Here is a 20201-nt window from a genome sequence, read left to right as displayed (position 1 = left end):
AACATTTTTAGTCAAAGAATGGTGTGAATTTAGAAACGGGGCATGCAACATGCACACTCATTTGCAGGAAGGCCAACCCGCGCCGGATTTCGATCTGATGGATGGTGATGGCAGGCGCCACCGTCTGCCGGACTACAACGGCCAACGCGTACTGCTTTATTTCTACGGGCGTGACGACACGCCGGGCTGAACCTTGGAAGCTGTCAATTTCGCTCGCAGCATCAGTCAGTATGCCGCGCAGGGAATTGCCGTGCTCGGTGTGAGTACGGATACGCCGGAATCACATAAACGCTTTGCTCAGAAATACTCGCTGCCTTTTTCGCTGTTGGCCGATACCGGCGGCACGGTAACCCGGGCCTATGGTGTGGCGAACAAACCGGATGAAGCGAGTGTGCGTGCGCGTCGTGTGTCGTTCATGATCGACGACAACGGGCGGATTGAGAAGATCTGGGACCCGGTCTCCGCTCCCGTTCACAACGAGGAAGTGCTCGCGTATCTTTCCAGACTCGTGTAGCGCAGCGGGAGACCACAGGAGTTCAGCGAAGGGCAGCCCCATCAGGCTGCCCTTTTTCCATTTTCACGATTTGACGTATTTACCGACCAGGTCCTGCGCGTTAGCCAGCACGTCAGCGATACCCTCGAGATTCTTGCCGCCTGCCGTGGCCAGATGCGGCTTGCCGCCGCCGCCGCCTTGCAGGAACTTAGCGAGTTCCTTGACGATGGGCACAGCATCCACGCCGGACTTGACCAGATCGGGAGTGACCACCACCACCAGCGCGGGCTTGCCGTCAAATACGGACAGCAGCACGCCGACGCCCGAGCCCAGTGCCTCGCGCAATGCGTCGCCGATCTCTTTGAGCTGATCCATATTCTGAGCATCCACCTGCGTGGCCACCAGTTTTGCGCTGCCGATGGATACGGCCTTCGATGCCAGATCGTGCATGGAGGAGGCCGCCGTCTGGGCGCGCAGATGCTCGAGTTCCTTCTCGAGCTTTTTCTTATCTTCGAGGATCTTGCGCAGCTTGTCCAGCGGGTCGCTGCCTTCGCTTTGCAACACTCCGGTGAAGTCATTGACCTTGTCGCGGCGTTCAAGCAGATAGCGCAGCGCGCGCTCGCCTGTGAGGGCGATAATGCGCCGGATGCCCGCGGCGACGGAGGTTTCGGTTTCGATCACAAACACACCGATGTCGCCGGTGCGGCTCACGTGCGTGCCGCCGCAGAGTTCGCGGGAAATGTACTGACCATTCTCGCCGATCTCTACCAGCCGCACTTCTTCGCCATACTTCTCGCCGAACAGCGCCATCGCACCGGCGGCCTTAGCTTCGGCAAGGGTCGTAGTGCGCGGCTTAACCGGATAGTTCATGCGGATGAACTCGTTGACGCGCTCTTCGATCTGCTTCAGTTCGCTTTCCGTTGGCTTCTCATAGTGGGAATAGTCGAAGCGCAAATAGTCAGGATCTACCAGCGAGCCGGTCTGATGCACGTGCGTTCCCAGCGCCTCACGGAGCGCGGCCTGCAGCAAGTGCGTGGCCGTGTGGTTGTACTGAGTGGGGATGCGATGTTCACGCCTCACCGACAGCCGAGCTTTCGTGCGTTTCACCCAAGTTTCGTCGTCGGATCGGACCTTCCTGACGAGCGACTGCTTAATGTCTGGCGATGCGGGCTGAACTGTATGGACAATCGCTTGTCCCATTCGCTGAACTTCGGTGACTTCCAATCTATCTGGAAGACCTGCATCTGTAACGAGGTCAATGAATCCGCGATCGGCGACTTGTCCACCAGATTCCGCGTAGAAGGGGGTTCTGTCCGTCACAAGATAGAAGGAGTTATCATCCACATCCTGCGGCTCGATGCCTAGAAGATCTGCTTCAACGCTATTCCAATGATCATATCCGACGAACTGGGACGGTCCATATATCTCTGAAACGAATTTCTTGAAGCCACCATCAGCCTTAAACGTTCCTGCCGCTCTGGCCCGCTCCTTCTGCGCCGCCATCTCCTTTTCGAATCCCGCCTCATCCACCGTTAATTCCTGCTCGCGGGCCATAAGCTGCATCAGATCGAGCGGGAAACCAAAAGTGTCATAAAGGCGGAAGGCTTCCGCACCCGGGATAATGGTGGACTTGTGCTGGCGCAACTCGGAAACCACTTCGTCGAAGCGTTCGAGGCCGCGATCCAGCGTCTTGCCGAAATGCTCTTCCTCGGACTGAATGACGCGGGTGACGTGCAGGTGGCGCTCTTTGAGTTCAGGGAAAACGTCGCCCATCACATCGATCAGCACCGGTACCAGCTTGTAGATAAACGGTTCATGAATCTCGAGTTTGCGCCCGAAACGCGCCGCGCGGCGCAGAATGCGACGCAGCACATAGCCGCGCCCTTCGTTGCCGGGCATGGCGCCGTCGGCAATGGCAAAGGACAGGCAGCGCAAGTGGTCAGCGATCACCCGGTGCGGCACGCCGCTCGGATCATCGGCATACGGTCTGCCGGACATCTGCGCAATGGTCTGAATGATCGGCTGGAAAAGATCCGTGTCATAGTTCGAACGCAGGCCGTTCATGACCGTAGTCAGCCGCTCCAGTCCCGCGCCGGTGTCCACATGACAGGCGGGAAGGGGAAGCAGCGTGCCGTCCTTCTGGAGTTCATACTGGATGAAGACCAGATTCCACAGTTCGATGTAGCGCGGCGAGCCGGTGTTGACGAACGCGTTCGGATCGGAATCGAAGGACGGGCCACGGTCGATGTGCAGTTCGCTGCACGGGCCGCAGGGGCCGGTGTCGCCCATCGTCCAGAAATTGTCCTTCTTGCCGTAGCGCAGCACGTGCGACGGAATAATATCGGTCTCGCTCTTCCACAGCGCTTCGGCCTCATCATCGGTCTCGTAGACGGTGGCGTAAAGCTTGTCCTTGGGCATGCCATACACGCGTGTGATCAGATCCCAGGCCCAGACAATCGCATCCTTCTTGAAGTAGTCGCCGAAACTCCAGTTGCCCAGCATCTCGAAAAACGTATGATGGTAAGGCGACGGACCGACCTCTTCGAGATCGTTGTGCTTGCCGGAGACGCGGATGCACTTCTGCGTGTCCGCGGCGCGGGTGTAGTCCGGCTTGACGCGGCCGAGAAAAATAGGCTTGAACTGGTTCATGCCCGCGTTGGTAAAAAGCAACGTAGGGTCGTCCTGCGGAACCACGGAGGCGGAAGGAACGATGGTGTGGCCGCGTTCGCGGAAGAACTCGAGGAACTGTTGGCGGATTTCTTTGGAGGTCATATCACTTCGTTGGCAAGATGCAAAGGGAAATTACGGCCCGGCTGTCAGGACTCATCGGACAGGTCGCCGGGACCGGCCTTGAGCACTTTATCGATGGTATCGTAGGAAAAACCTCGCCGCGCGAGCATGCTCATGATGCGGCGGCGGCGGGTCTGATCATCCAATCCTGCATAGAGCGACGCCTTACGCCGCAGCAGTTCGCGCGCCAGCGCCTCATCCTGGTCTTTGGGAGCCATTTCGGCAATCACTTCCTGTGCCAGATGCTTGGAAATGCCGCGCTGCAGCAGGTCGCGCAATAAAGCCGCGCCCGTCCGGGGACGGAGCAGCAACCGCGTGCGCACAAATTCTTCGGCGAAGTTGCGGTCATCCAGCAGCCGCTCGTCGCGCAACCGCTTGACCGCACTGTCAATCTCTTCGGGAGTAAACTGCCGGCCTGCCAGTTTTTCGCGCAGCCGCTTCTCGGAATAGGAGCGAACGGAGAGCAGCCTTACGGCATACTGCAGGGAGTTGACCTTGGGCCGGGAGCGGCGTTCTGTTCGCTGCGGATATTCGATGTTCACGGCTGCGCTCCACTCACTAAGTCGAAGGCAACGCCGATCTGAATCAACGCCGCGCGGGCCGGGCCGATGGCAAGATGCCCCGTTGGCTGTTCCAACCCGAAGTGATAGGATGCTTCCGCGAGCACCGTTACGCCGGACGAGGGATTGGGCAGTTTGACCCCGCCATGTATGGACGCTGAAGGAAAATCTCCGTCGAAGGTCTGGGCGTCGCCGGCGTAGCGCGGACGCTTGACGCCGTGTGACAGGGTATAGCCCACGCCCGCGCCACCATAGAAGGTGGGATCGGTGCGCGTATGCACCGACACGCGGCCGCCGATTTCCATTTGAAAATAGTTCACGCGGGAATTCAGGTCGGGCGCGCCGGTTAGATTGTTCCAGAAGAGGAACGCCGGACTGATCCACATCCGCTTGTTGGGCGTGTCGAGGTCGGCCCGCACCCCGACCGCAAAGCCACCGCCGCCTGTGAAGGGCGGATTGACCTTGTCGATGTCCCCTCCGGTCTTGGGTGCGCTGGAATTGGCGTAACCCGTCGACAGCACAAGCTGATGGGCCTGTACTGCTGTGGCCAACAGGAACAGCACGGCGGCGGCCAACAACAGCCGCCGCCCATGATGATGTCTAATCTTCACCGGTAGGGCCGGCTTAAGCGTTCTTTTTGCTTCTCGACGTGCGACCATCGGTCGCCGGTTCGGCTGCGGGAGCCGCCTCGGCAAGTTCGGGAGCTTCAAAGCCCAGCATGGTGCGGACGGCCCGCTCGATGCTGGCCAGAGTGGTGGGATTCTCATTCAGCAGTTCCACCACGCGGTCTTTGCCCTGGCCCAGCCGCTCCTCATTGTAACTGTACCACGTGCCGCTCTTGTTCACCACGCCGAGGTTGGACGCGAGGTCCAGCACGTCGCCGGTGTGATCAATGCCACGGCCGTACATGATGTCAAATTCCGCTTCACGGAAGGGGGCCGCTAACTTGTTTTTAACGACCTTTACACGCGTGCGGTTTCCGACGATATTTTCGCCGTCCTTGAGAGACGCGACGCGGCGAATGTCCATCCGCACCGTGGCGTAGAACTTCAGCGCGTTACCGCCGGTGGTGGTTTCGGGGTTACCGAACATAACGCCGATCTTCATTCGGAGCTGGTTGATGAAGATGAGGCTGGTGCGGGAGCGGGAGACCACCGCCGTCAGTTTGCGCAGCGCCTGACTCATCAGTCGCGCCTGCAAACCCGGCAGGGCATCGCCCATCTCGCCTTCGATTTCCGCCTTGGGCACCAGGGCTGCCACGGAGTCGACCACCACCACATCCAGCGCCGAGGAGCGAATCAGCATCTCGGCGATTTCCAGCGCCTGTTCGCCGGTGTCGGGCTGACTGACCAGCAGCTCGTCGATGTTCACACCCAGCGCCTTGGCATAGGTGGCATCGAGGGCATGTTCCGCGTCGATAATCGCAGCGCTGCCGCCCGACTTCTGGGCCTGGGCAATAATGCTCAGCGCCAGGGTCGTCTTGCCGGAAGATTCCGGTCCGTAGATTTCAATGACACGGCCGCGCGGCACGCCGCCGGCTCCGAGAGCTGAATCCAGCGCGAGCGACCCGGTGGGAATGACCTCTACCCGTTGAATCGGCCCATTGTCGCCAAGCCGCATAATCGATCCCTTGCCGTACTGCTTGTCGATCTGCTGCAGGGCAATGTCGAGATTCTTCTTTTTGTCGTCGGTTTCTTTGGTCATGACCGATCTCTTAGTTAATATGTTGAAAGTTAGAGATGTCGCCCGCAGGGCCGCATGTCCTTAGACAGGACGTCCGGTCTCGGCGTAGGTTCTCATACGGTCGAACCACAGCCGGAGCTGGGATGTGAAGGCGCCCATAACCACCTTCTCCAGCATCTGATTCAAGAAGCCCTTCATTTCCCAATCCATGGTGAACATGAAGTTGCAGGTCTTGTCGTCCAGCGATTCCACGCGATACACCATTTTGAGGTGCGTCACTTTTTCGTGGATCTTCAGCGATCCCCCCACGGGCGACTCGGCGAAACTCTCGCCGGGGGTGCAATGGGTGATACGTGTTTCGAGGGTTTCAATTTTGCCGCTGATATCGAGACGGAAATGGCGGATCGTATCCACGTCGAGCTTGTTCGGCTCCAGCGCCAGATCACGCACGTTAGGGGCCCAAAAGGCAAATTCCTTGGGATCGGCCAGCAGGTTCCACACCTTATCCTTGTTGGCGTTGATCTCCAAAATCCAGGATTGTCGGGACATACTTATCTCGGGTTGATTTGCGTTTGCCCGCCGGTCAGCGGGAAATGCCGGATGGCTTCGTACTGCGCGCCGTCTTTGGAGAGATGGCTTTGCATCAGAAGCACTTCAGTGACGTTGATGGGGTCGCTTTCGAGGCGGAAGTTCAACAAGGCTTCCGTCATGCGTTCCTTGCCAATCGGCTCTTTGATACGCGCAAGCGTCAGATGTGGCCGGAACGGATTCTCTTCCTTTTCGAAGTCAAGGTCCTGCATGCGCTCTTCGATGCGTTTCTGCATCTCGATCAGCGTGCCCGGTGCTTCGATCCCCGCCCAGTACACCCGTGGCCGCCGGGCATTGGGAAATACTCCGGTTCCATGAATGCGCATGGCGAAGGGCGCAGTGTCGCCGATGGCCTCGGTAATGGCAGACTGGAGTGCGGAAAGCTCGTTGTCGGGCACTTCACCGAGAAACCTCAGCGTCAGGTGCATCCCGCGCGGTTCCACCCATTTTACGCCGCGTCCCAGCCAGCCAATGCTGGACTCGGGCAGCGCAAGGATCTGCTTCCACGCATCCGGCAGACCGATGGCAATGAAGAGCCGCATCAGTCTGTGTACCCCATCAGGTTGCGGTAAAGCAGATAAAGAACCGAGTGTGCGGTGCGGAGTTTGATGGTCTCGCGCAGGCCGGAAAGTTGCAGCAGCCGGGCGTGCGCGCCGGACTCCGATGAAACGGCAATCCACACCGTACCGACCGGCTTACTGGCTGTCCCGCCGTCAGGTCCGGCGATTCCGGTGGTGGATATACCCCACGAAGTTTCGGCGTTTGTTCGAGCACCTTGCGCCATAGCGCAGGCGACTTCTTCCGACACGGCCCCGTGCCGGATAATTAACTCCTCATCTACACAAATGTTCCCTGTTTTCGCGGCGTTGGAATAGGTGATCCAACCGCGATCAAACCAGCGAGAGGATCCGGGAATATCTGTGATCATATCCGACACCAACCCTCCGGTGCAGCTTTCGGCAACTGCCAGTTTCTGACCGCGATTGATCAGAATATTGCCGATAACCGCGCCGAGCTTGGCCGAACCCGTGGCGTAAATATGCTCCCACACGTGCTCACGGATAATCGCCTCGGCAAAGGCAATTTGTGCTTCCGCTTCCAGCCTGTCCGTGGAGTGAGCCGTCAGCCGCAAATCCAATAGTCCATGATGCGGCAGGTAGGCTACAGACACGTGTGCGCAGATTTCTTCCTGTCTGCCGACCTGCTGCATTAAGTGCGATTCGCCGATGCCCGCCAGACGCAGCGTTTTGGTAAACACCTGTACGTCGGGAAATATTTCACGGACAATCGGCACAACGGATTCATCCGTCATCTGCTGGGCTTCAATCGCCACACCCGGCAGACAAAACACATGACGCCCATCGCGCTCGATATGAATCCCGGCGGCGGTGCCGTGGGGATTCGGCAGTTTGCTGGCGCCAATGGGGAAGAGACTCTGGTTGCGCGACGTCTCGGGCATGACCATTCCACGGGAGCGGAACAGGGCCTCAACATGCTCGAGCAGCACCGGATCTTCCTGAAGCGGCAGATCAAAAAACTGCGCGACCGCATCTCTGGTCAAATCATCGGGAGTCGGTCCCAAGCCGCCGGTCAGCACAATCACGTGCGCCCGCGACAGAGCCGTTTGCAGTGCGCTCTTGATCACATCCATCTTGTCGGCGATCACGCTGGACCAACTCGGTGGAAAACCGATAGCGGAGAGCGCGCGACCGATGTAAGCGGCGTTGCCGTTGACAATATCCCCGCGCAACACCTCATCACCAACGGTAATCAGTTCGCAGCGGAAGCGTGGGGAGGATGTGGGGGAGGTGCTCAAGGCAGCAGGACCGTTACCAGTTTGGAGGCCAGCAGCAGAAGCAGGGCGCTGCCGATTCCCGCAAGGACATCATCGATCATGATGCCCCAGCCGCCCTTAAGTTTCTGGGTAGCTTCGATACCGAATGGCTTGACAATGTCCAGAACGCGGAAGGCAATGAAGGCGGCGGTGAATCCGAGGATGTTGTGCGGCACGGCAAGCAGAGCAATCCATTGACCGACAAATTCGTCGATGACAACCTGATCGGGGTCTTCCTTGTGCGGATTGGGTCGGCGCAGTTTCTGGAAGCGTGAATCGGTGATCACGTCGAACGCGTGGATCGCCCGCGTGGACAATAGAATTCCGCCGTAGGTCGCCGGGAAGAGCAGCAGGGCCCACGGCCAGCGGAGCGCCGCCGGAATAAACCAGAAGATCACGCACGTTGCCGCCGATGCCACGGTTGCCGGTGCGATGGGCGAGAAACCCGTGCCGAACACGGTCACTGCCAGCATTTCCGGCCACGACAGTTTGCTCACGCCGCGCCCCGGCGGCGGATTTCCAGCAGCAACTCCTTGTTCCCCCGCAGATATTCGATCCAGGAGAAGACGGTGTAGGCGGTGATGAAGACCATCAGACCGTAAATGATCCGGTTCAGCCACGGAATTTCGATAATGCGGCGATCCACAATCAGCAGCGCGAGAATCACGAGGGCATTGGCCCCTTGCAGAATGCCTTTCCATTTGCCCGAAGTCCGCCGCCCCATGGCCGTCCCCGTTAACGCCGAGAAGACGCGCACATAGGCAATCATTACATCGCGGTAAATGAGGATCACAATCATCCAGGCCGAGGCCAGGCCCATCACCAGAAAACCGATGTAATACGTTAGCCGGGCAATGGAGTCGCTCATCGGGTCGAGCAGTTTGCCGACGTCTGAGACCTGCTTGCGGGAGCGGGCGAGAATTCCGTCGGCGACGTCCGATGCCTCGATCAAAATGGCCACGAACAACGCGGCCTCCATCGAAAAGTCCCACTTGCTCAGGAAGGCCACCAGGAAGAGCGGACCCAGAAAAAGCCGAGAGAGCGTGAGTTGATTCGCGAGATTGAAACCGGGTATCACGAGTGGTCGCCTTCGGAGATAAATTGCGGTTCGTGGATTACGTACGGCTCGCGGCATAAGCCGCGAGCGAAGAGGTTAGGAAAGACGGGTGCGGGACTCCATGGCGCTGGCGATGGTGACCTCGTCGACGTGCTCAAGTTCTGCGCCGACCGGCACGCCGCGGGCAATTCGCGAGACGGCCAAACCGTTTGACTTCAGTGCCCGCACCAGATACAGCGCGGTAGCGTCGCCATCGGTGGTCGGATTGGTAGCGAGGATGACTTCCCGCACGGCTTCGTCCTTGGTGCGCTGTGTGAGTTCGGCAATACGCAGGTCGTCGGGTCCAATGCCATCCAGCGGAGACAGTGTTCCCCCCAGTACATGATAGAGGCCGCGGAACGCGCCGGATTTTTCGAGCCGCAGCACGTCACTGGGAGTCTCCACCACGCAGATTACGGACTGATCACGCTTGGGATCCGCGCAGATGGAACAGATCTCGCCTTCGGTGAAGTTGGAGCAGACACGGCAGAGGTGTACACGGCGCTTGACGTCGAGAATTGCCTGAGCCAGAGCCTCGGCCTCATCTTCGGAGTGGCGCAGAATATGGAGGGCAAGCCGCGCGGCGGACTTGCGTCCCAGACCGGGCAGTTTGGATATCAGTTCAACCAGTCGCTCGAGCGACGGTGAGAAACGGGCTACATCCATGGGGTAATCTTATTTCGGTTCGCGCGTCGTGCCGGGCTTGATCTCGATGCCGCCGAAACGGTTCATGACGTTCGCAAACAGGTCACTGCCTTCGGTCGGTGGTGTTGCATCGGCAATCGGCGTCGGCTTAACGGCCGGTTCAGAGGCAGGCTGTTGCAAGGGAGGTCCCGCGACCAGCATCAGGTCGCGGCCCGTCACCTCGTTGATCGCCAGCCTTAGATTGGGAAAACTTCTCTTCAACTGCTCTGTGGCAAAGGAATTCGCAATCTTGCTGCAGAGCGTCAGTTTCTTTCCATCAAAAGCATCCAGCGCCCAGGAACTTTCGCCGACTCCAGCGGCGACGGGATCCTTCTTGCGCAGTACTTTCATGATATCCGGCCACATCTGGCGCAGGCTATCCAGCGAGAGGTCGCCTTCCGGAACGCTGGCGACCTTGGGCGCTTCCGGCTCCGGTTCTGCTTCCGGGGCAGGAGGTGGCGGGGCGGGCGGCGGAGTGCTCACGCTCTTCACCGGAGCTTCCATCGGAGGCTTGGGTGCCGGAGTGGATGGCAGTTGGATGGTGGGTCCCCGAGTGGCTGCAGACTGTGGTGTAGCGGCAACCGGAGTCGGCATGGGGAAATCCGCACCGCTGTCCAGCCGGTCCAAAAGTTCGCGAATCGTCACCGAGCGGTCAAGCGTGGCCCAGCGCAAAAAAGATATTTCAAAGCGGACACGCGGCGAGGTCGACCAGCGCAGGGCATTTTCCAGATTCTCCGCCAGACGGATCAGGCGGAACAGGTCTTCAATCGACAGATTGGCTGCCGCCTGGCGCATGGCGCTGAGTTCTTCTTCGGTCTTGCCTGTCAGTTTCAGTTCTTCTTTGAGGAAGATCTGATCCATCCAGTAGCCTTGCAGCGATTTCAACAGTTCGGTGTAGTCCACGCCGCGCAGCGCAAGATGCTCCAGAAATTCCGGAACCGCGGCAACGTTGTGTCCGGCAATCAGTGCCGTTGCCTGACCAAGCAGCTCCGTGGGGAGGATGCCCAGCACTTCGCGCGTGGCTTCCAGTGTGACCTGATTTCCCGCAAAAGAGACGACCTGATCAAGCAGACCTTCAGCATCTCTCAGCGAGCCTTCGCCGCGACGGGCTACCAGCCACAGGGCCTCTTCGTCATACGCCCAGCCTTCCGACGCACAGATCTTTCCTAAATAGGGTGCAACGTCTGCCGGTTGAACCGGGCGGAAGTCGAACCGCTGCACACGGGAGAGAATGGTCGCGGGGACCTTGTGCACGTCGGTGGTCGCGAGAATAAAGATCACATGTTCCGGTGGCTCTTCAAGCGTCTTCAGGAAGGCGTTGAAGGCCGGCTTGGACAGCATGTGGACTTCGTCGATAATATAGATTTTCCGCTTGCCGGCAACCGGTCCAAGACGGCAGATGTCGTTGATGCGCCGGATGTCATCCACACCGTTGTAGGACGCCGCGTCCATTTCGATGACGTCCATCTCGCGGTCTTCGAACAGCGCCCGACAGGTTTCGCAGACGTTACACGGCTCCGCGTCACCCGTGAGGTCGATATTCGGGCAATTGACGGCGCGGGCAAGAATACGGGCCGTAGAGGTTTTGCCGACTCCGCGGGGGCCGGTAAACAAAAAGGCGTGCGCCAGACGTCCCTGTTTCAGGGCATTCTGAATGGTGCGCGTAACATGTTCCTGACCAACCACATCGGAGAATTTCTTGGGTCTCCAGCGGCGGGCAAGCACTTGGTAAGACATAGGTGCAAGCTACAGAGCAGGTATCAAAACCATTGCAAAACCGGATCAATTTAACAAGGTAAGATACCCCTTTTACTCCGCAAAGTCAACTCGGTTGCGAGAGAATTTGTGGGGCAACGGCATTGGTAAGTGCTTAAAAATTAGTATGAACTGCATGGTCATAACTTGACCAAATGTTCATTTTCAGGGCAAAATTATCGCTGGAAAGGAATCGCCAGGCTGATCCGCAACACAGAGTCGAATTGCTGACCGTTGCTACCTTCCGGTCCTGGCGGGGTTGGGCACACAACCCTTGCGCGGGACCCGGCGACACCTTTCCAGCGAAAATTATCCGAGACTTCGAAGAAGTGCGGACGTGGACCAGAGCGGGCTCGAACCGCCGACCCCCACGTTGCGAACGTGGTGCTCTCCCAACTGAGCTACTGGCCCTAAAGAATCCTAAAGATATTCAAACCGATTGGCAAAGTCAAGTCCCTGTACCGTCTATCCATGCCGCACAAATTAACAACTACTTAGAACTACGGAACGTGAAACTATGCTTACTATATATGTATTGTTAAATAAAGAATTATATATCCCAAAATAGTGTTGCCCCATCTATCCTTCAACTATATCTAACTTGACGCTCGAAGCTTTTATGTGTATATTGTAACGAAGTCGAATTTGGAATGGTAACGTGTGTAAGTAGCCTAAATAGGGTGGGTTGTGCTTCATCCCATGCTGAATAGAGAAGCATGGTGAAATGACACTGACCCAACCCACGCCTCCTAATCTAATGTGGCTGCGCCTCCGGTCTGTACATCGGACCGCTTTTATGGAGACTCGATCTGATGGATAATCATAGATGGAATTCGTGCACAAACCGAACGGATGCCAAGGAGATGCTTCGATGAAAAAGCTATTGGGTTTGACGCTTGTGCTGTGCGTGTTTGCAATCGCCGGAAGTCTTCAAGCCGCCGCCCTCGTGGGCAGCGCAGAGGATATGCCGCGCGTTGCGGGTCCGGTTCGCTCGTCGTCCAGTCTTGACGAAGAATGCACCTTCAACTTCCTGGGTTTCACCTACGGAACCTACAGCGGATCCGAGACCTGGCCGGGCGGCAGCGGCACCTATTATATGACCGGCTACATGCTGACCAGTTCTTGCCAGACCGGCGACACGCTGTTCGGATATTGTATAGATCTTGACCATGCCTTGCAGCACGGCGCGTATTGCGCGGACATCGAGGACCTGCCGGTGCGGGCCGCCTATCCGGAGCAGTATCCGGCCATGGCGTATCTGTTGGCGTGGCATCCGGCGACCAGCGCCATCGAAGATCAGATCATGCAGCTCTCCCTCTGGAAGATGACCAATGATCAACGGCCCGCCAGCCCTACATCCGGTGCGCCGTGGTACACGATTAACGGCGGGCGCGGCTATCCCAACGGGGACATGCCGGTGTATCCTTATGTGAACACGGTCTACAATTCGGTGCCGGATGTGAACGATGCCGCCAATGCGCGGATCGTGGATGCGCTGGGTACCATTGACGGCCTGCCCAAAAATGTGGCGCTGTGCGATGACCAGTTGAACGTGATTGTCGGAGTGCGGGACTCGGTCTCGGATGTGGTGCGCGTTCCCGTGACCGTCCAGTTGCTGCGCGGCGCGAATGCATCTGCGGTGGGCAATACCGCTCTCAGCGGAGTAAAGCTGCTGATGTCTGCCAGCGCGGGTAACCTGAATATCAGCGAAGCCTTCACCGATGCCGCAGGACAGGTTCATGCTTACATTACTCAGCCGCTCGGTTCCCACGCGGATATTCAGTTTCAGGTCTGCACCAACGGCGCGTGGTTGAAGACGATTACGCCGTGCGAAGGCTACTCCAATCAGCGGGTAGTAACCGTAAACCGTTGCAGCCTGTGTGTCGACCGTGTTATCCCCGGTGACAGTTGGCTGGCGGCGGAACTGGCGTCGTTTGATGCCAGCATCGGTGACCATCGCATCGAGCTGACCTGGCGTTCTGTGTCGGAAAGCAATATCAGCCGCTGGGAAATCGAACGCAGCCAAAACGGCGCAGCCTTTTCCGTCCTGACAATCGTTGCCGCGGCGAACAACGCCACGGGTCAAAGCTACCACGCTGTGGACGAAACCGCACTGCGCGGAGTGGCGAATACCTACCGTCTGGTGGATGTGGACCTCAACGGCACGCGCACGATTCATCGCGACATGCAGCGCACAGCCACGCTGCCTGCGGCTTCAGCGGCATCGCTGAACTATGAACTGGCGGCGAACTATCCGAATCCGTTCAATCCTGAAACGTCCATTCGCTTCTCACTCGTTGAAAACGGCCATACGACACTGAAAGTGTTCGATATTACCGGGCATGAAGTGGCGACGCTGGCTGACGGCGCGATGTCCGCCGGCGAACATACCGTAACGTTCAATGCGGCTAACTTGCCGTCCGGAATCTATTTCTATAAGCTGACCACAGGTTCCTTTACCCAGACCCGGAAAATGGTTTTGGCAAAGTAACCGGCGTCTCATACCGTTTCTTCGCACTTTCGGCCCTTCGGACAGTCTCCGGAGGGCCGCTTCTTTTGCGTCCAAGTGGCGTAGCTTTGTCATTTGACTTGATTTATACTCAAAAAGTCGTTACTTTAGCGCGGCTATCTGACCTGAGGTGACGAAGATTTTTAAAGGTTTGACCTACCTGCGGCGCGCTCTTGCAAGGCTCTTGATGATTGGAGCCTTTGCGTTTGCTGTGCCCCTGCATGCATCGCCTGCTGCAAGCGGCGCGAGTCCTTCGCGAAATGACGATTCTACCGCTGGGATGGCGGCGTCGATTGTGGTGCTCTCGGATATGGAATCCCTGCAGATCGACTCGTTAGGGCGGTTCCACACCCGGCGCGAACTGCTCTGCAAGGCGCTGGACCAGCGCGGCGCGGACAGTTTGCAGCGGCGCGTTATCCATGTGGACACAGATGCGGACACAGTGATTATCGAGTCTGCGCGCATACGGCTTTTTGACGGCACGTGGCGCAACGCCGAGGTCAACGGGTTTGACACGCCTGTGGTTCCGGAAGCGCCTAAAGCGCCGGCGTACAGCCGCTACAGCCAGCAAACCGTGCTGTTTCCTAAGTTGCAGCCGGGCATGATGGCTCATCTGGTCTACCGGATTGAGCCCAAGCCTGGCGCAAAACCTTCCCGCAAGGGCGGCACCGTGTTGTTTGGGGACTACGTGCACATCATGGACAAGCAGTTTGTGATCAAGTGCCCGATTGGCACGATAGTGCACTTTGCCATGCAGAACAGCGATGCCTTCCCAACTATTTCGGAAGAAAACGGCATCAGGACCTACGCCTGGACCTTTCATGATTGCATGCAGGTCGATCCCGAACCGCAAGAGGTCGGGCTGGCAAATCTGGTGCCCCGACTGCTGTGGACACTGTTTCCCGATTGGGAAGCCCTGGGAATCTGGACCGGCGACATCTTCTGGGGGAAGGTGGATTCTTCGCTGGCGGCAGTGGACGGGTTCTTTCTGATTACGTCACCCGAACTGCGCGGCACTCCGGCGCTGATGAATGCCACACTGTGGAATCTGCTGAACGTTCATGCGGTAGAACTGCCGCTGGATATCACCGGCTTCACGCTGCACTCGGCCGATTGGGTGTGGCGAACCCGCTATGCCACACCGGTGGACAAGGCGGTGCTGCTGACCGCCATTCTGCGCGCATACGGCTATAATCCGGTGCCGGTGTTTGTGCCGATGGAGAATGTTCCCTTTTGCCAGCTTCCGGTGCTGGAGCAGTTCCGCCACGTAATTCTGGCGGTCCCCAGCGGGGAAGATACCCTGTGGCTGGATCCGGCGGCGGAATCTTATGCCCCGGGTGATCTGCCGCATGCGTGCAGTTATGGAATGGGTTGCGCCCTGGTGGCAGGAACGCCGCTGATTATGAAGGTGCCGCAAACCGGGGACTCGCTGGCAACGCGCACAGAGATCCGCGCGTCGCTGGATCCATCCGGGGGATTGTCCGGATTTGCCGAAGGCAGCCCGCATGGCGATGCGGCGGCCCATGTCCGCCAGGCCTTCCTGAATGCCGGGAATCAAGCCAGAAACGAGTATGCCCAGAGAACCGTGCGCCGCTTCGGTTCGGAAGCCCGGGTCACCGAATTCTACATGTCCAATGTGGCCGATATGGTCACGCCGCTGACCACGCGTGTTAATTTCGATTGTCCGGGAGCGTCCCATGTGGATTCGGGCAGGCTGATTCTCCAGATACCCGACAGCCCCTTTGACTTTGCGGACTGCAGCCTGGACACGACGGTCGCGCGGCGTTATCCGGCAGAATTTCCGGTTCACGGACGGTTTATCACGGAGTGTGGAATCACCGTTCCGCAAGATTATAAGCTGATTTCATGGCCCCCTCCGCTGATTATCCAGAATCCTTACGTTTATATCGAACTTTCCATACGTATTCTGCCGCAGGGTTTGGAGTGGACAAAGTCCGTACATGTCAAGGCCGATCAGATCCCCGTCGCCGACTATCCGGCGGTTCGCGCGGCGTTCGAGGCTGTGGAGGCCGAGAAGAACCGTCAGATCATGGTTGCGCCGGTTTTGGCCAAGGCCAAGCCGAAACCCGCCGGAAAGCTGCACAAGCGGCATTAGGGCTGGGGATCAAAAGGGGTGGGGAGTGGGTTAAATCGGACAAGCAGGTCTGCAATGGTTTTCGTTTGATAATAGACTTTTGCACGTCATGTGTCGGATTTGTAGATCCAGAATCTCTTGACATTCTGAAAACTTCTCTGTAGTTTACTTTTTCCTGCAAAACTGCGGTTTGTCATAGCCCTTCGGGATACGAACCGTCCATCACAAGTTCACATCATTCAATTTCGTAGATAGCTCAAGCACATGGTTCGCCCTTGAATGCACGAGTAAGTGAAAGAGATCTCAAGTCCGCTCCGATCCTGTATGTCCCGGCCAAAGGGGTAGAAGCCCTTGGGACTGCCGGGATTTGTGTCGGACTGGGAATCGTCCTCCCGTTGATTGTGCACACGTTGGGCATGTCCCCCCGGGCATTCCTGCCGATGCACTTTTCCGTATTTCTCGCCGGGATGCTGCTTTCCCCGCTTTATGCTGCGCTGGTGGGTATCATGGCACCGGCGTTGTCTTCGGGTTTTACGGGGCAGCCAACGATTGAACAGGTCCTGCGAATGATGCCGGAACTGGCTGTTTACGGTTTGGCCACGTCCTTTATGCTGCGGATAGTGCCCACGGTGCCGGGACTGGCCGCGCGCAAGAGCCGCATGGCGGCGATGGCGCTGGCGATGGTGGTGGCGATGGTCCTTGGACGCGGCGCCTACATTCTCGCCTCGGCAGTGTTCGCCACGGCGGAGAATTTCAGCTACTATCTATCTGTGCTGGTAACACCGGCGATCCCGGGGATCATTGCGCAGCTTATCTTTATTCCGTTGATTGCCAGCCGAATTGAAAAGCCCGAGCCGGTTGTGGAGCAAGACACTAAGCGACGGAAGAGTGCATCATGACTCCGCCCATTTCAGAAAACAACCTTGTTGCGTTTCTTGTCCTGCTGGTCATGGCGGGGGGGCTGGTCGGCATGTTTGTCGCACTCTCCAAATGGTTCGGACCGAAACGCCCGAATGCGACAAAGGACCGCCCGTTCGAATGCGGCATTCTGGTGGAAGCCGAAGCCCAGAGGCCGTACCCGATCAAATACTACCTTGTGGCTATCCTGTTCATCGTGTTCGATATCGAGACGGCTTTCCTGTATCCGTGGGCAGTGCGCTTCAAGAGCCTCGGTGGGGTAGGCTTCGTCTCGATGATGATTTTCCTCAGCATTTTGCTGGTGGGTTTATACTACGCTGTTAAAAAGCGGGTCTTTGACTGGAAATAGACGTATGTTAACCACGAACGGTCAGAGCCCGGATCCCGGCGCGGCCCTTCAAGGGCAGGTGTTTACCACGCGGTTTGACAAGCTGCTGGGCTGGGCTCGCAAGTATTCCCTCTTTCAATATCCCTTTGTGACGGCCTGCTGCGGCATGGAATTCATGTCCACGGCCTGTTCGCATTATGATATCGACCGCTTCGGCGCGGCCTTTCCCCGTTTCAGCCCCCGGCAATCGGATGTGCTGTGGGTGGTCGGAACCGTGAGCCAGAAACTGGCGCCGCTGCTCAAGACCGTCTATGATCAGATGGCGGATCCCAAATATGTGATCGCCTTTGGCGCCTGCGCCAGTTGCGGCGGACCGTATGACGACTATTCGACGTTGCAGGGGATTGACCTGATTATTCCGGTGGACATATACATTGCGGGCTGCCCTCCGCGTCCCGAAGCCGTGCTGGACGGGCTGCTCAAACTGCAGACACTGATCCAGGACTCCAAGCAGGAGTGGGGATCATGAGCGACGAACGCTTTCCCGAGCATCTGGCCATCGACAAGCGCTTTCCGGGTTCTGTGCTGGACTGGCATGCCCAGCATGGCGACCGTACGCTGATAGTGGACGGCGAGCGCATTCTGGATATCGCCCGGCTGCTCAAGACGGAATTGGGCTACCATTTTCTGGTGGACCTTGCCGCGGTGGATTATCTGCCGCGCAAGCCGCGTTTTGAGGTCGTGTATCAGTTCATGAATCTCGACACCAAAGCGCGGTTGCGCGTGAAGGTACAATCGGATGAATTGCATCCGGAGGTACCAAGCCTAACGCCGCTCTGGCCAATTGCCAACTGGCTGGAACGCGAAGTCTGGGACCTGATGGGGGTCACGTTCCGCGACCATCCCAATCTGAAGCGCATTCTGCTCTATGAAGAATTCGAAGGGCATCCCCTGCGCAAGGATTATCCCCGCACCGGCCGCCAGCCGCTGATCGGTCCTAAAGACTGACCTGCAGGCTCCGCCGCATCTCTCTTTTCAAGCATGTGCTGCACTATTATAGCTGGCAGGCTCGAAAACTACTTTTGAGAGGGTCCGATCATGAGCTGCAGATCTTCCGTACGTTGCGTGGCTTTCTTTCTGGCGGTCGCTGTGATCTCGGGGTTTGTGGGGGTGGGGTGTAAACAGGATCCGGACAAGATCACGGTTTACACGAATTCTAATGATAACATATTTCGCGATCTGAACATTTCGACGACCGCGGACTGCCTGCTGGTGACCGGGGTGGACATCCCACTGCGGGCGATTGCCTCGTATGGAAACAGCTCGTACGGCAACTACGCGGAGCAGAACTGGACCAATCGGGTCGTCTGGTCGGTGCCGGATTCAAGTTTCGGAACGATCACGCCCGCTGGCGTACTGCGGGCCAAGCGCACCGGAATGGGTGAAGTGATGGCCACCAGCCCCGAAGGCTGGCTGGCGCAGCGTTCGCTTACCATTCAGAGCATCAACGCGATTACGATGACGGCGGATGTGCCGGTGATGTTCCGCAATGACACGACCCGGATCGAGCTGAGTGTACTGCTGAGCAACGGTTACTCGCAAACCGTCCCGTCGCGGATTCCCGTAAGCTGGCATTTCAGTGACCCCTCGGTGGTACATGCGATTGACACGCGAACCCTGAGCGGAGTTCATGCGGGAGTTACCACCGTGTCGGCATCGCTCTCCGGCATGTCCACCGAGCCTGTTGTGCTTGTTGTAGACAGCGTGCTTTCTGTGTCGTGCAGCGAGATCAGCACCGGCCCCTATTTCCCGATGGATACGCTGCGCTTCAGCGCATCGGCCGTTACGTCGGTATCCGGACGGCTGGATGTCGGCAACCGGGTGAACTGGTTGACGTCCGATCCGGGGCGCATGGCGTACATCTCGGACGGAGTATTTGTCGCTGTGGCTCCCGGAGCCTACAATGTCTGGGTGGATTTGAACGGTCAGAGTTCGTCCGGATGGTCCACTCAGGTGTGGAACGTGGTTTCGCTTTCCATTACGCCGTCGTCGATCTCGGACACGCTGCGGCGTGGCGACACCTTGCGTTTCACGGCCATGGGAGTGATTGAAGGCCACACCGCGCCCCAGGATTTGACCACCTATGCCGAGTGGATCAGCACCGAGGGAATCGCAGGCACGTTTATCGCCCCCGGCGTTTTTGTAGCAGGCGGGGCCGGCTCGACGTCGGTATGGGCCAAAATCGGTGCCGTGACCACACAGCAGGTGCCGTTGCTCGTGACCCGCACGCCGCTGTTTTCGGAGACCTTCGAATCCTACGGATATGGATCGTTCAGCGGCGGCACGCTGTGGAACGTGAGCTATTACTCTCCCAGCCGCGTTGCCATCAACAGTCTTTCTTCCGGTGGCACGCACTCCTGCATGTTTGTGGATTCGAGCTATTCGGGATACTCGTATATCGAAAGCCGCAGCGGCGCGTTCAATCCCGTTACCCGGGGAATCCTTGAGGCGGACATCCGCACCGAGGGAAATGGAGCCTATCTCGAATTGGCGTCATCCAGCGGCAACGTTGTGGCCTACGTGGTGTTCCAGGACAATTCGATCTACGCCTACACGTATTCGGGGAGCCAGCAGCTTCAGTCCTATGTGACGAACCGCTGGTACCATGTTCGGATAGACTTCGACTGCGATTCGGATCTGTATGACGTGTACGTTGACGGCGTGCTGCGCGGTTCGCAGTTGCACTTCTATTACACGACCAATAGTGTCTATACCGTCACGGCGGGCACATCGGGATCGTACCAGGGCAACCGCACGTACATCGACAATCTTGTATTGACCGAGTGATGGCCGCCCGCGCACGGCGCG

19 protein-coding genes, 1 tRNA gene and 1 other RNA gene are annotated in these 20201 nt (G+C 57.9%); 8 read left to right on the top strand and 13 right to left on the bottom strand.

Features of this window, described 5'->3' with window-relative positions; translation table 11 throughout:
* Positions 1-49: 49 nt before the first annotated feature.
* Complete coding sequence (locus tag VGL38_04405; GenBank protein HEY3294653.1) at positions 50-514, top strand: peroxiredoxin; 465 nt, start codon at positions 50-52, stop codon at positions 512-514.
* A gap of 63 nt (positions 515-577) precedes the next feature.
* Here the strand turns inward: VGL38_04405 and alaS are convergent, their stop codons facing one another.
* The 13 genes from alaS to VGL38_04340 form a co-directional block, all read right to left on the bottom strand.
* Entirely contained in the window at positions 578-3265 is a 2688-nt protein-coding gene (gene alaS, locus VGL38_04400; GenBank protein ID HEY3294652.1) for an alanine--tRNA ligase, read from the bottom strand.
* A gap of 44 nt (positions 3266-3309) precedes the next feature.
* A complete protein-coding gene (locus VGL38_04395) occupies positions 3310-3825 on the bottom strand; it encodes a regulatory protein RecX (GenBank protein ID HEY3294651.1) in 516 nt (171 codons plus the stop codon).
* Complete coding sequence (locus VGL38_04390) at positions 3822-4454, bottom strand: hypothetical protein (protein ID HEY3294650.1); 633 nt, start codon at positions 4452-4454, stop codon at positions 3822-3824. Before VGL38_04390 ends, VGL38_04395 begins: the two co-directional genes overlap by 4 nt.
* Positions 4455-4467: 13 nt before the next feature.
* Positions 4468-5547 carry a recombinase RecA gene (recA, locus tag VGL38_04385; GenBank protein HEY3294649.1) on the bottom strand — a complete coding sequence of 360 codons (1080 nt, stop codon included), beginning with the start codon at positions 5545-5547 and terminating at the stop codon, positions 4468-4470.
* 60 nt (positions 5548-5607) lie between these two features.
* A complete protein-coding gene (locus VGL38_04380; GenBank protein HEY3294648.1) occupies positions 5608-6075 on the bottom strand; it encodes an SRPBCC family protein in 468 nt (155 codons plus the stop codon).
* 2 nt (positions 6076-6077) lie between these two features.
* Positions 6078-6656, bottom strand: coding sequence for an RNA 2',3'-cyclic phosphodiesterase (gene thpR / locus VGL38_04375; protein ID HEY3294647.1), 579 nt, complete (start codon positions 6654-6656; stop codon positions 6078-6080).
* On the bottom strand, positions 6656-7930 hold the full coding sequence (locus tag VGL38_04370) for a competence/damage-inducible protein A (GenBank protein ID HEY3294646.1): 1275 nt from the start codon (positions 7928-7930) through the stop codon (positions 6656-6658). The genes thpR and VGL38_04370 overlap by 1 nt, the downstream gene beginning before the upstream one ends.
* Entirely contained in the window at positions 7927-8445 is a 519-nt protein-coding gene (locus VGL38_04365) for a phosphatidylglycerophosphatase A (protein HEY3294645.1), read from the bottom strand. The genes VGL38_04370 and VGL38_04365 overlap by 4 nt, the downstream gene beginning before the upstream one ends.
* The gene (locus VGL38_04360; GenBank protein ID HEY3294644.1) at positions 8442-9026 is read right to left on the bottom strand and encodes a CDP-alcohol phosphatidyltransferase family protein; all 585 of its coding nucleotides are present in this window, start codon (positions 9024-9026) and stop codon (positions 8442-8444) included. The genes VGL38_04365 and VGL38_04360 overlap by 4 nt, the downstream gene beginning before the upstream one ends.
* A 75-nt stretch (positions 9027-9101) precedes the next feature.
* Positions 9102-9710, bottom strand: coding sequence for a recombination mediator RecR (gene recR, locus VGL38_04355; protein HEY3294643.1), 609 nt, complete (start codon positions 9708-9710; stop codon positions 9102-9104).
* 9 nt (positions 9711-9719) lie between these two features.
* Complete coding sequence (dnaX, locus tag VGL38_04350; protein ID HEY3294642.1) at positions 9720-11465, bottom strand: DNA polymerase III subunit gamma/tau; 1746 nt, start codon at positions 11463-11465, stop codon at positions 9720-9722.
* 209 nt (positions 11466-11674) lie between these two features.
* Positions 11675-11774, bottom strand: an RNA gene (gene ffs, locus VGL38_04345) — signal recognition particle sRNA small type.
* A gap of 47 nt (positions 11775-11821) precedes the next feature.
* Positions 11822-11894 (bottom strand) — tRNA-Ala (locus VGL38_04340).
* 460 nt (positions 11895-12354) lie between these two features.
* Between VGL38_04340 and VGL38_04335 the strand changes: the two genes are divergently transcribed.
* The 7 genes from VGL38_04335 to VGL38_04305 all read left to right on the top strand — a co-directional run bounded on the left by VGL38_04335 (position 12355) and on the right by VGL38_04305 (position 20180).
* Positions 12355-13974: a T9SS type A sorting domain-containing protein gene (locus tag VGL38_04335; protein HEY3294641.1), complete on the top strand. Its 1620-nt coding sequence runs from the start codon at positions 12355-12357 to the stop codon at positions 13972-13974.
* Between the two features lie 148 nt (positions 13975-14122).
* Positions 14123-16108 (top strand): DUF3857 domain-containing protein, encoded by a 1986-nt coding sequence (locus tag VGL38_04330; protein ID HEY3294640.1) that lies wholly within the window; start codon positions 14123-14125, stop codon positions 16106-16108.
* 419 nt (positions 16109-16527) lie between these two features.
* Entirely contained in the window at positions 16528-16986 is a 459-nt protein-coding gene (locus tag VGL38_04325; GenBank protein ID HEY3294639.1) for a hypothetical protein, read from the top strand.
* The gene (locus tag VGL38_04320) at positions 16983-17354 is read left to right on the top strand and encodes an NADH-quinone oxidoreductase subunit A (GenBank protein ID HEY3294638.1); all 372 of its coding nucleotides are present in this window, start codon (positions 16983-16985) and stop codon (positions 17352-17354) included. The genes VGL38_04325 and VGL38_04320 overlap by 4 nt, the downstream gene beginning before the upstream one ends.
* A 4-nt stretch (positions 17355-17358) precedes the next feature.
* Complete coding sequence (nuoB, locus tag VGL38_04315; GenBank protein HEY3294637.1) at positions 17359-17862, top strand: NADH-quinone oxidoreductase subunit NuoB; 504 nt, start codon at positions 17359-17361, stop codon at positions 17860-17862.
* Positions 17859-18341 carry an NADH-quinone oxidoreductase subunit C gene (locus VGL38_04310; GenBank protein HEY3294636.1) on the top strand — a complete coding sequence of 161 codons (483 nt, stop codon included), beginning with the start codon at positions 17859-17861 and terminating at the stop codon, positions 18339-18341. The genes nuoB and VGL38_04310 overlap by 4 nt, the downstream gene beginning before the upstream one ends.
* Before the next feature lie 90 nt (positions 18342-18431).
* Entirely contained in the window at positions 18432-20180 is a 1749-nt protein-coding gene (locus tag VGL38_04305) for a hypothetical protein (GenBank protein ID HEY3294635.1), read from the top strand.
* Positions 20181-20201: the final 21 nt, after the last annotated feature.

It is taken from the genome of bacterium, from assembly GCA_036504735.1.
Taxonomy (GTDB): domain Bacteria; phylum Electryoneota; class RPQS01; order RPQS01; family RPQS01; genus DASXUQ01.
Note: the sequence above shows the minus strand (reverse complement) of the source record. Positions and strands in the feature narration are given on the sequence as shown.

Coding starts and splice junctions, on each gene's coding strand:
- VGL38_04305 (HEY3294635.1), top strand. CDS start 18,432: ATGAGCTGCAGATCTTCCGTACGTTGCGTGGCTTTCTTTCTGGCGGTC.
- VGL38_04335 (HEY3294641.1), top strand. CDS start 12,355: ATGAAAAAGCTATTGGGTTTGACGCTTGTGCTGTGCGTGTTTGCAATC.
- recA (HEY3294649.1), bottom strand. CDS start 5,547: ATGACCAAAGAAACCGACGACAAAAAGAAGAATCTCGACATTGCCCTG.
- nuoB (HEY3294637.1), top strand. CDS start 17,359: ATGTTAACCACGAACGGTCAGAGCCCGGATCCCGGCGCGGCCCTTCAA.
- dnaX (HEY3294642.1), bottom strand. CDS start 11,465: ATGTCTTACCAAGTGCTTGCCCGCCGCTGGAGACCCAAGAAATTCTCC.
- recR (HEY3294643.1), bottom strand. CDS start 9,710: ATGGATGTAGCCCGTTTCTCACCGTCGCTCGAGCGACTGGTTGAACTG.
- VGL38_04325 (HEY3294639.1), top strand. CDS start 16,528: ATGCACTTTTCCGTATTTCTCGCCGGGATGCTGCTTTCCCCGCTTTAT.
- VGL38_04380 (HEY3294648.1), bottom strand. CDS start 6,075: ATGTCCCGACAATCCTGGATTTTGGAGATCAACGCCAACAAGGATAAG.
- thpR (HEY3294647.1), bottom strand. CDS start 6,656: ATGCGGCTCTTCATTGCCATCGGTCTGCCGGATGCGTGGAAGCAGATC.
- alaS (HEY3294652.1), bottom strand. CDS start 3,265: ATGACCTCCAAAGAAATCCGCCAACAGTTCCTCGAGTTCTTCCGCGAA.
- VGL38_04320 (HEY3294638.1), top strand. CDS start 16,983: ATGACTCCGCCCATTTCAGAAAACAACCTTGTTGCGTTTCTTGTCCTG.
- VGL38_04310 (HEY3294636.1), top strand. CDS start 17,859: ATGAGCGACGAACGCTTTCCCGAGCATCTGGCCATCGACAAGCGCTTT.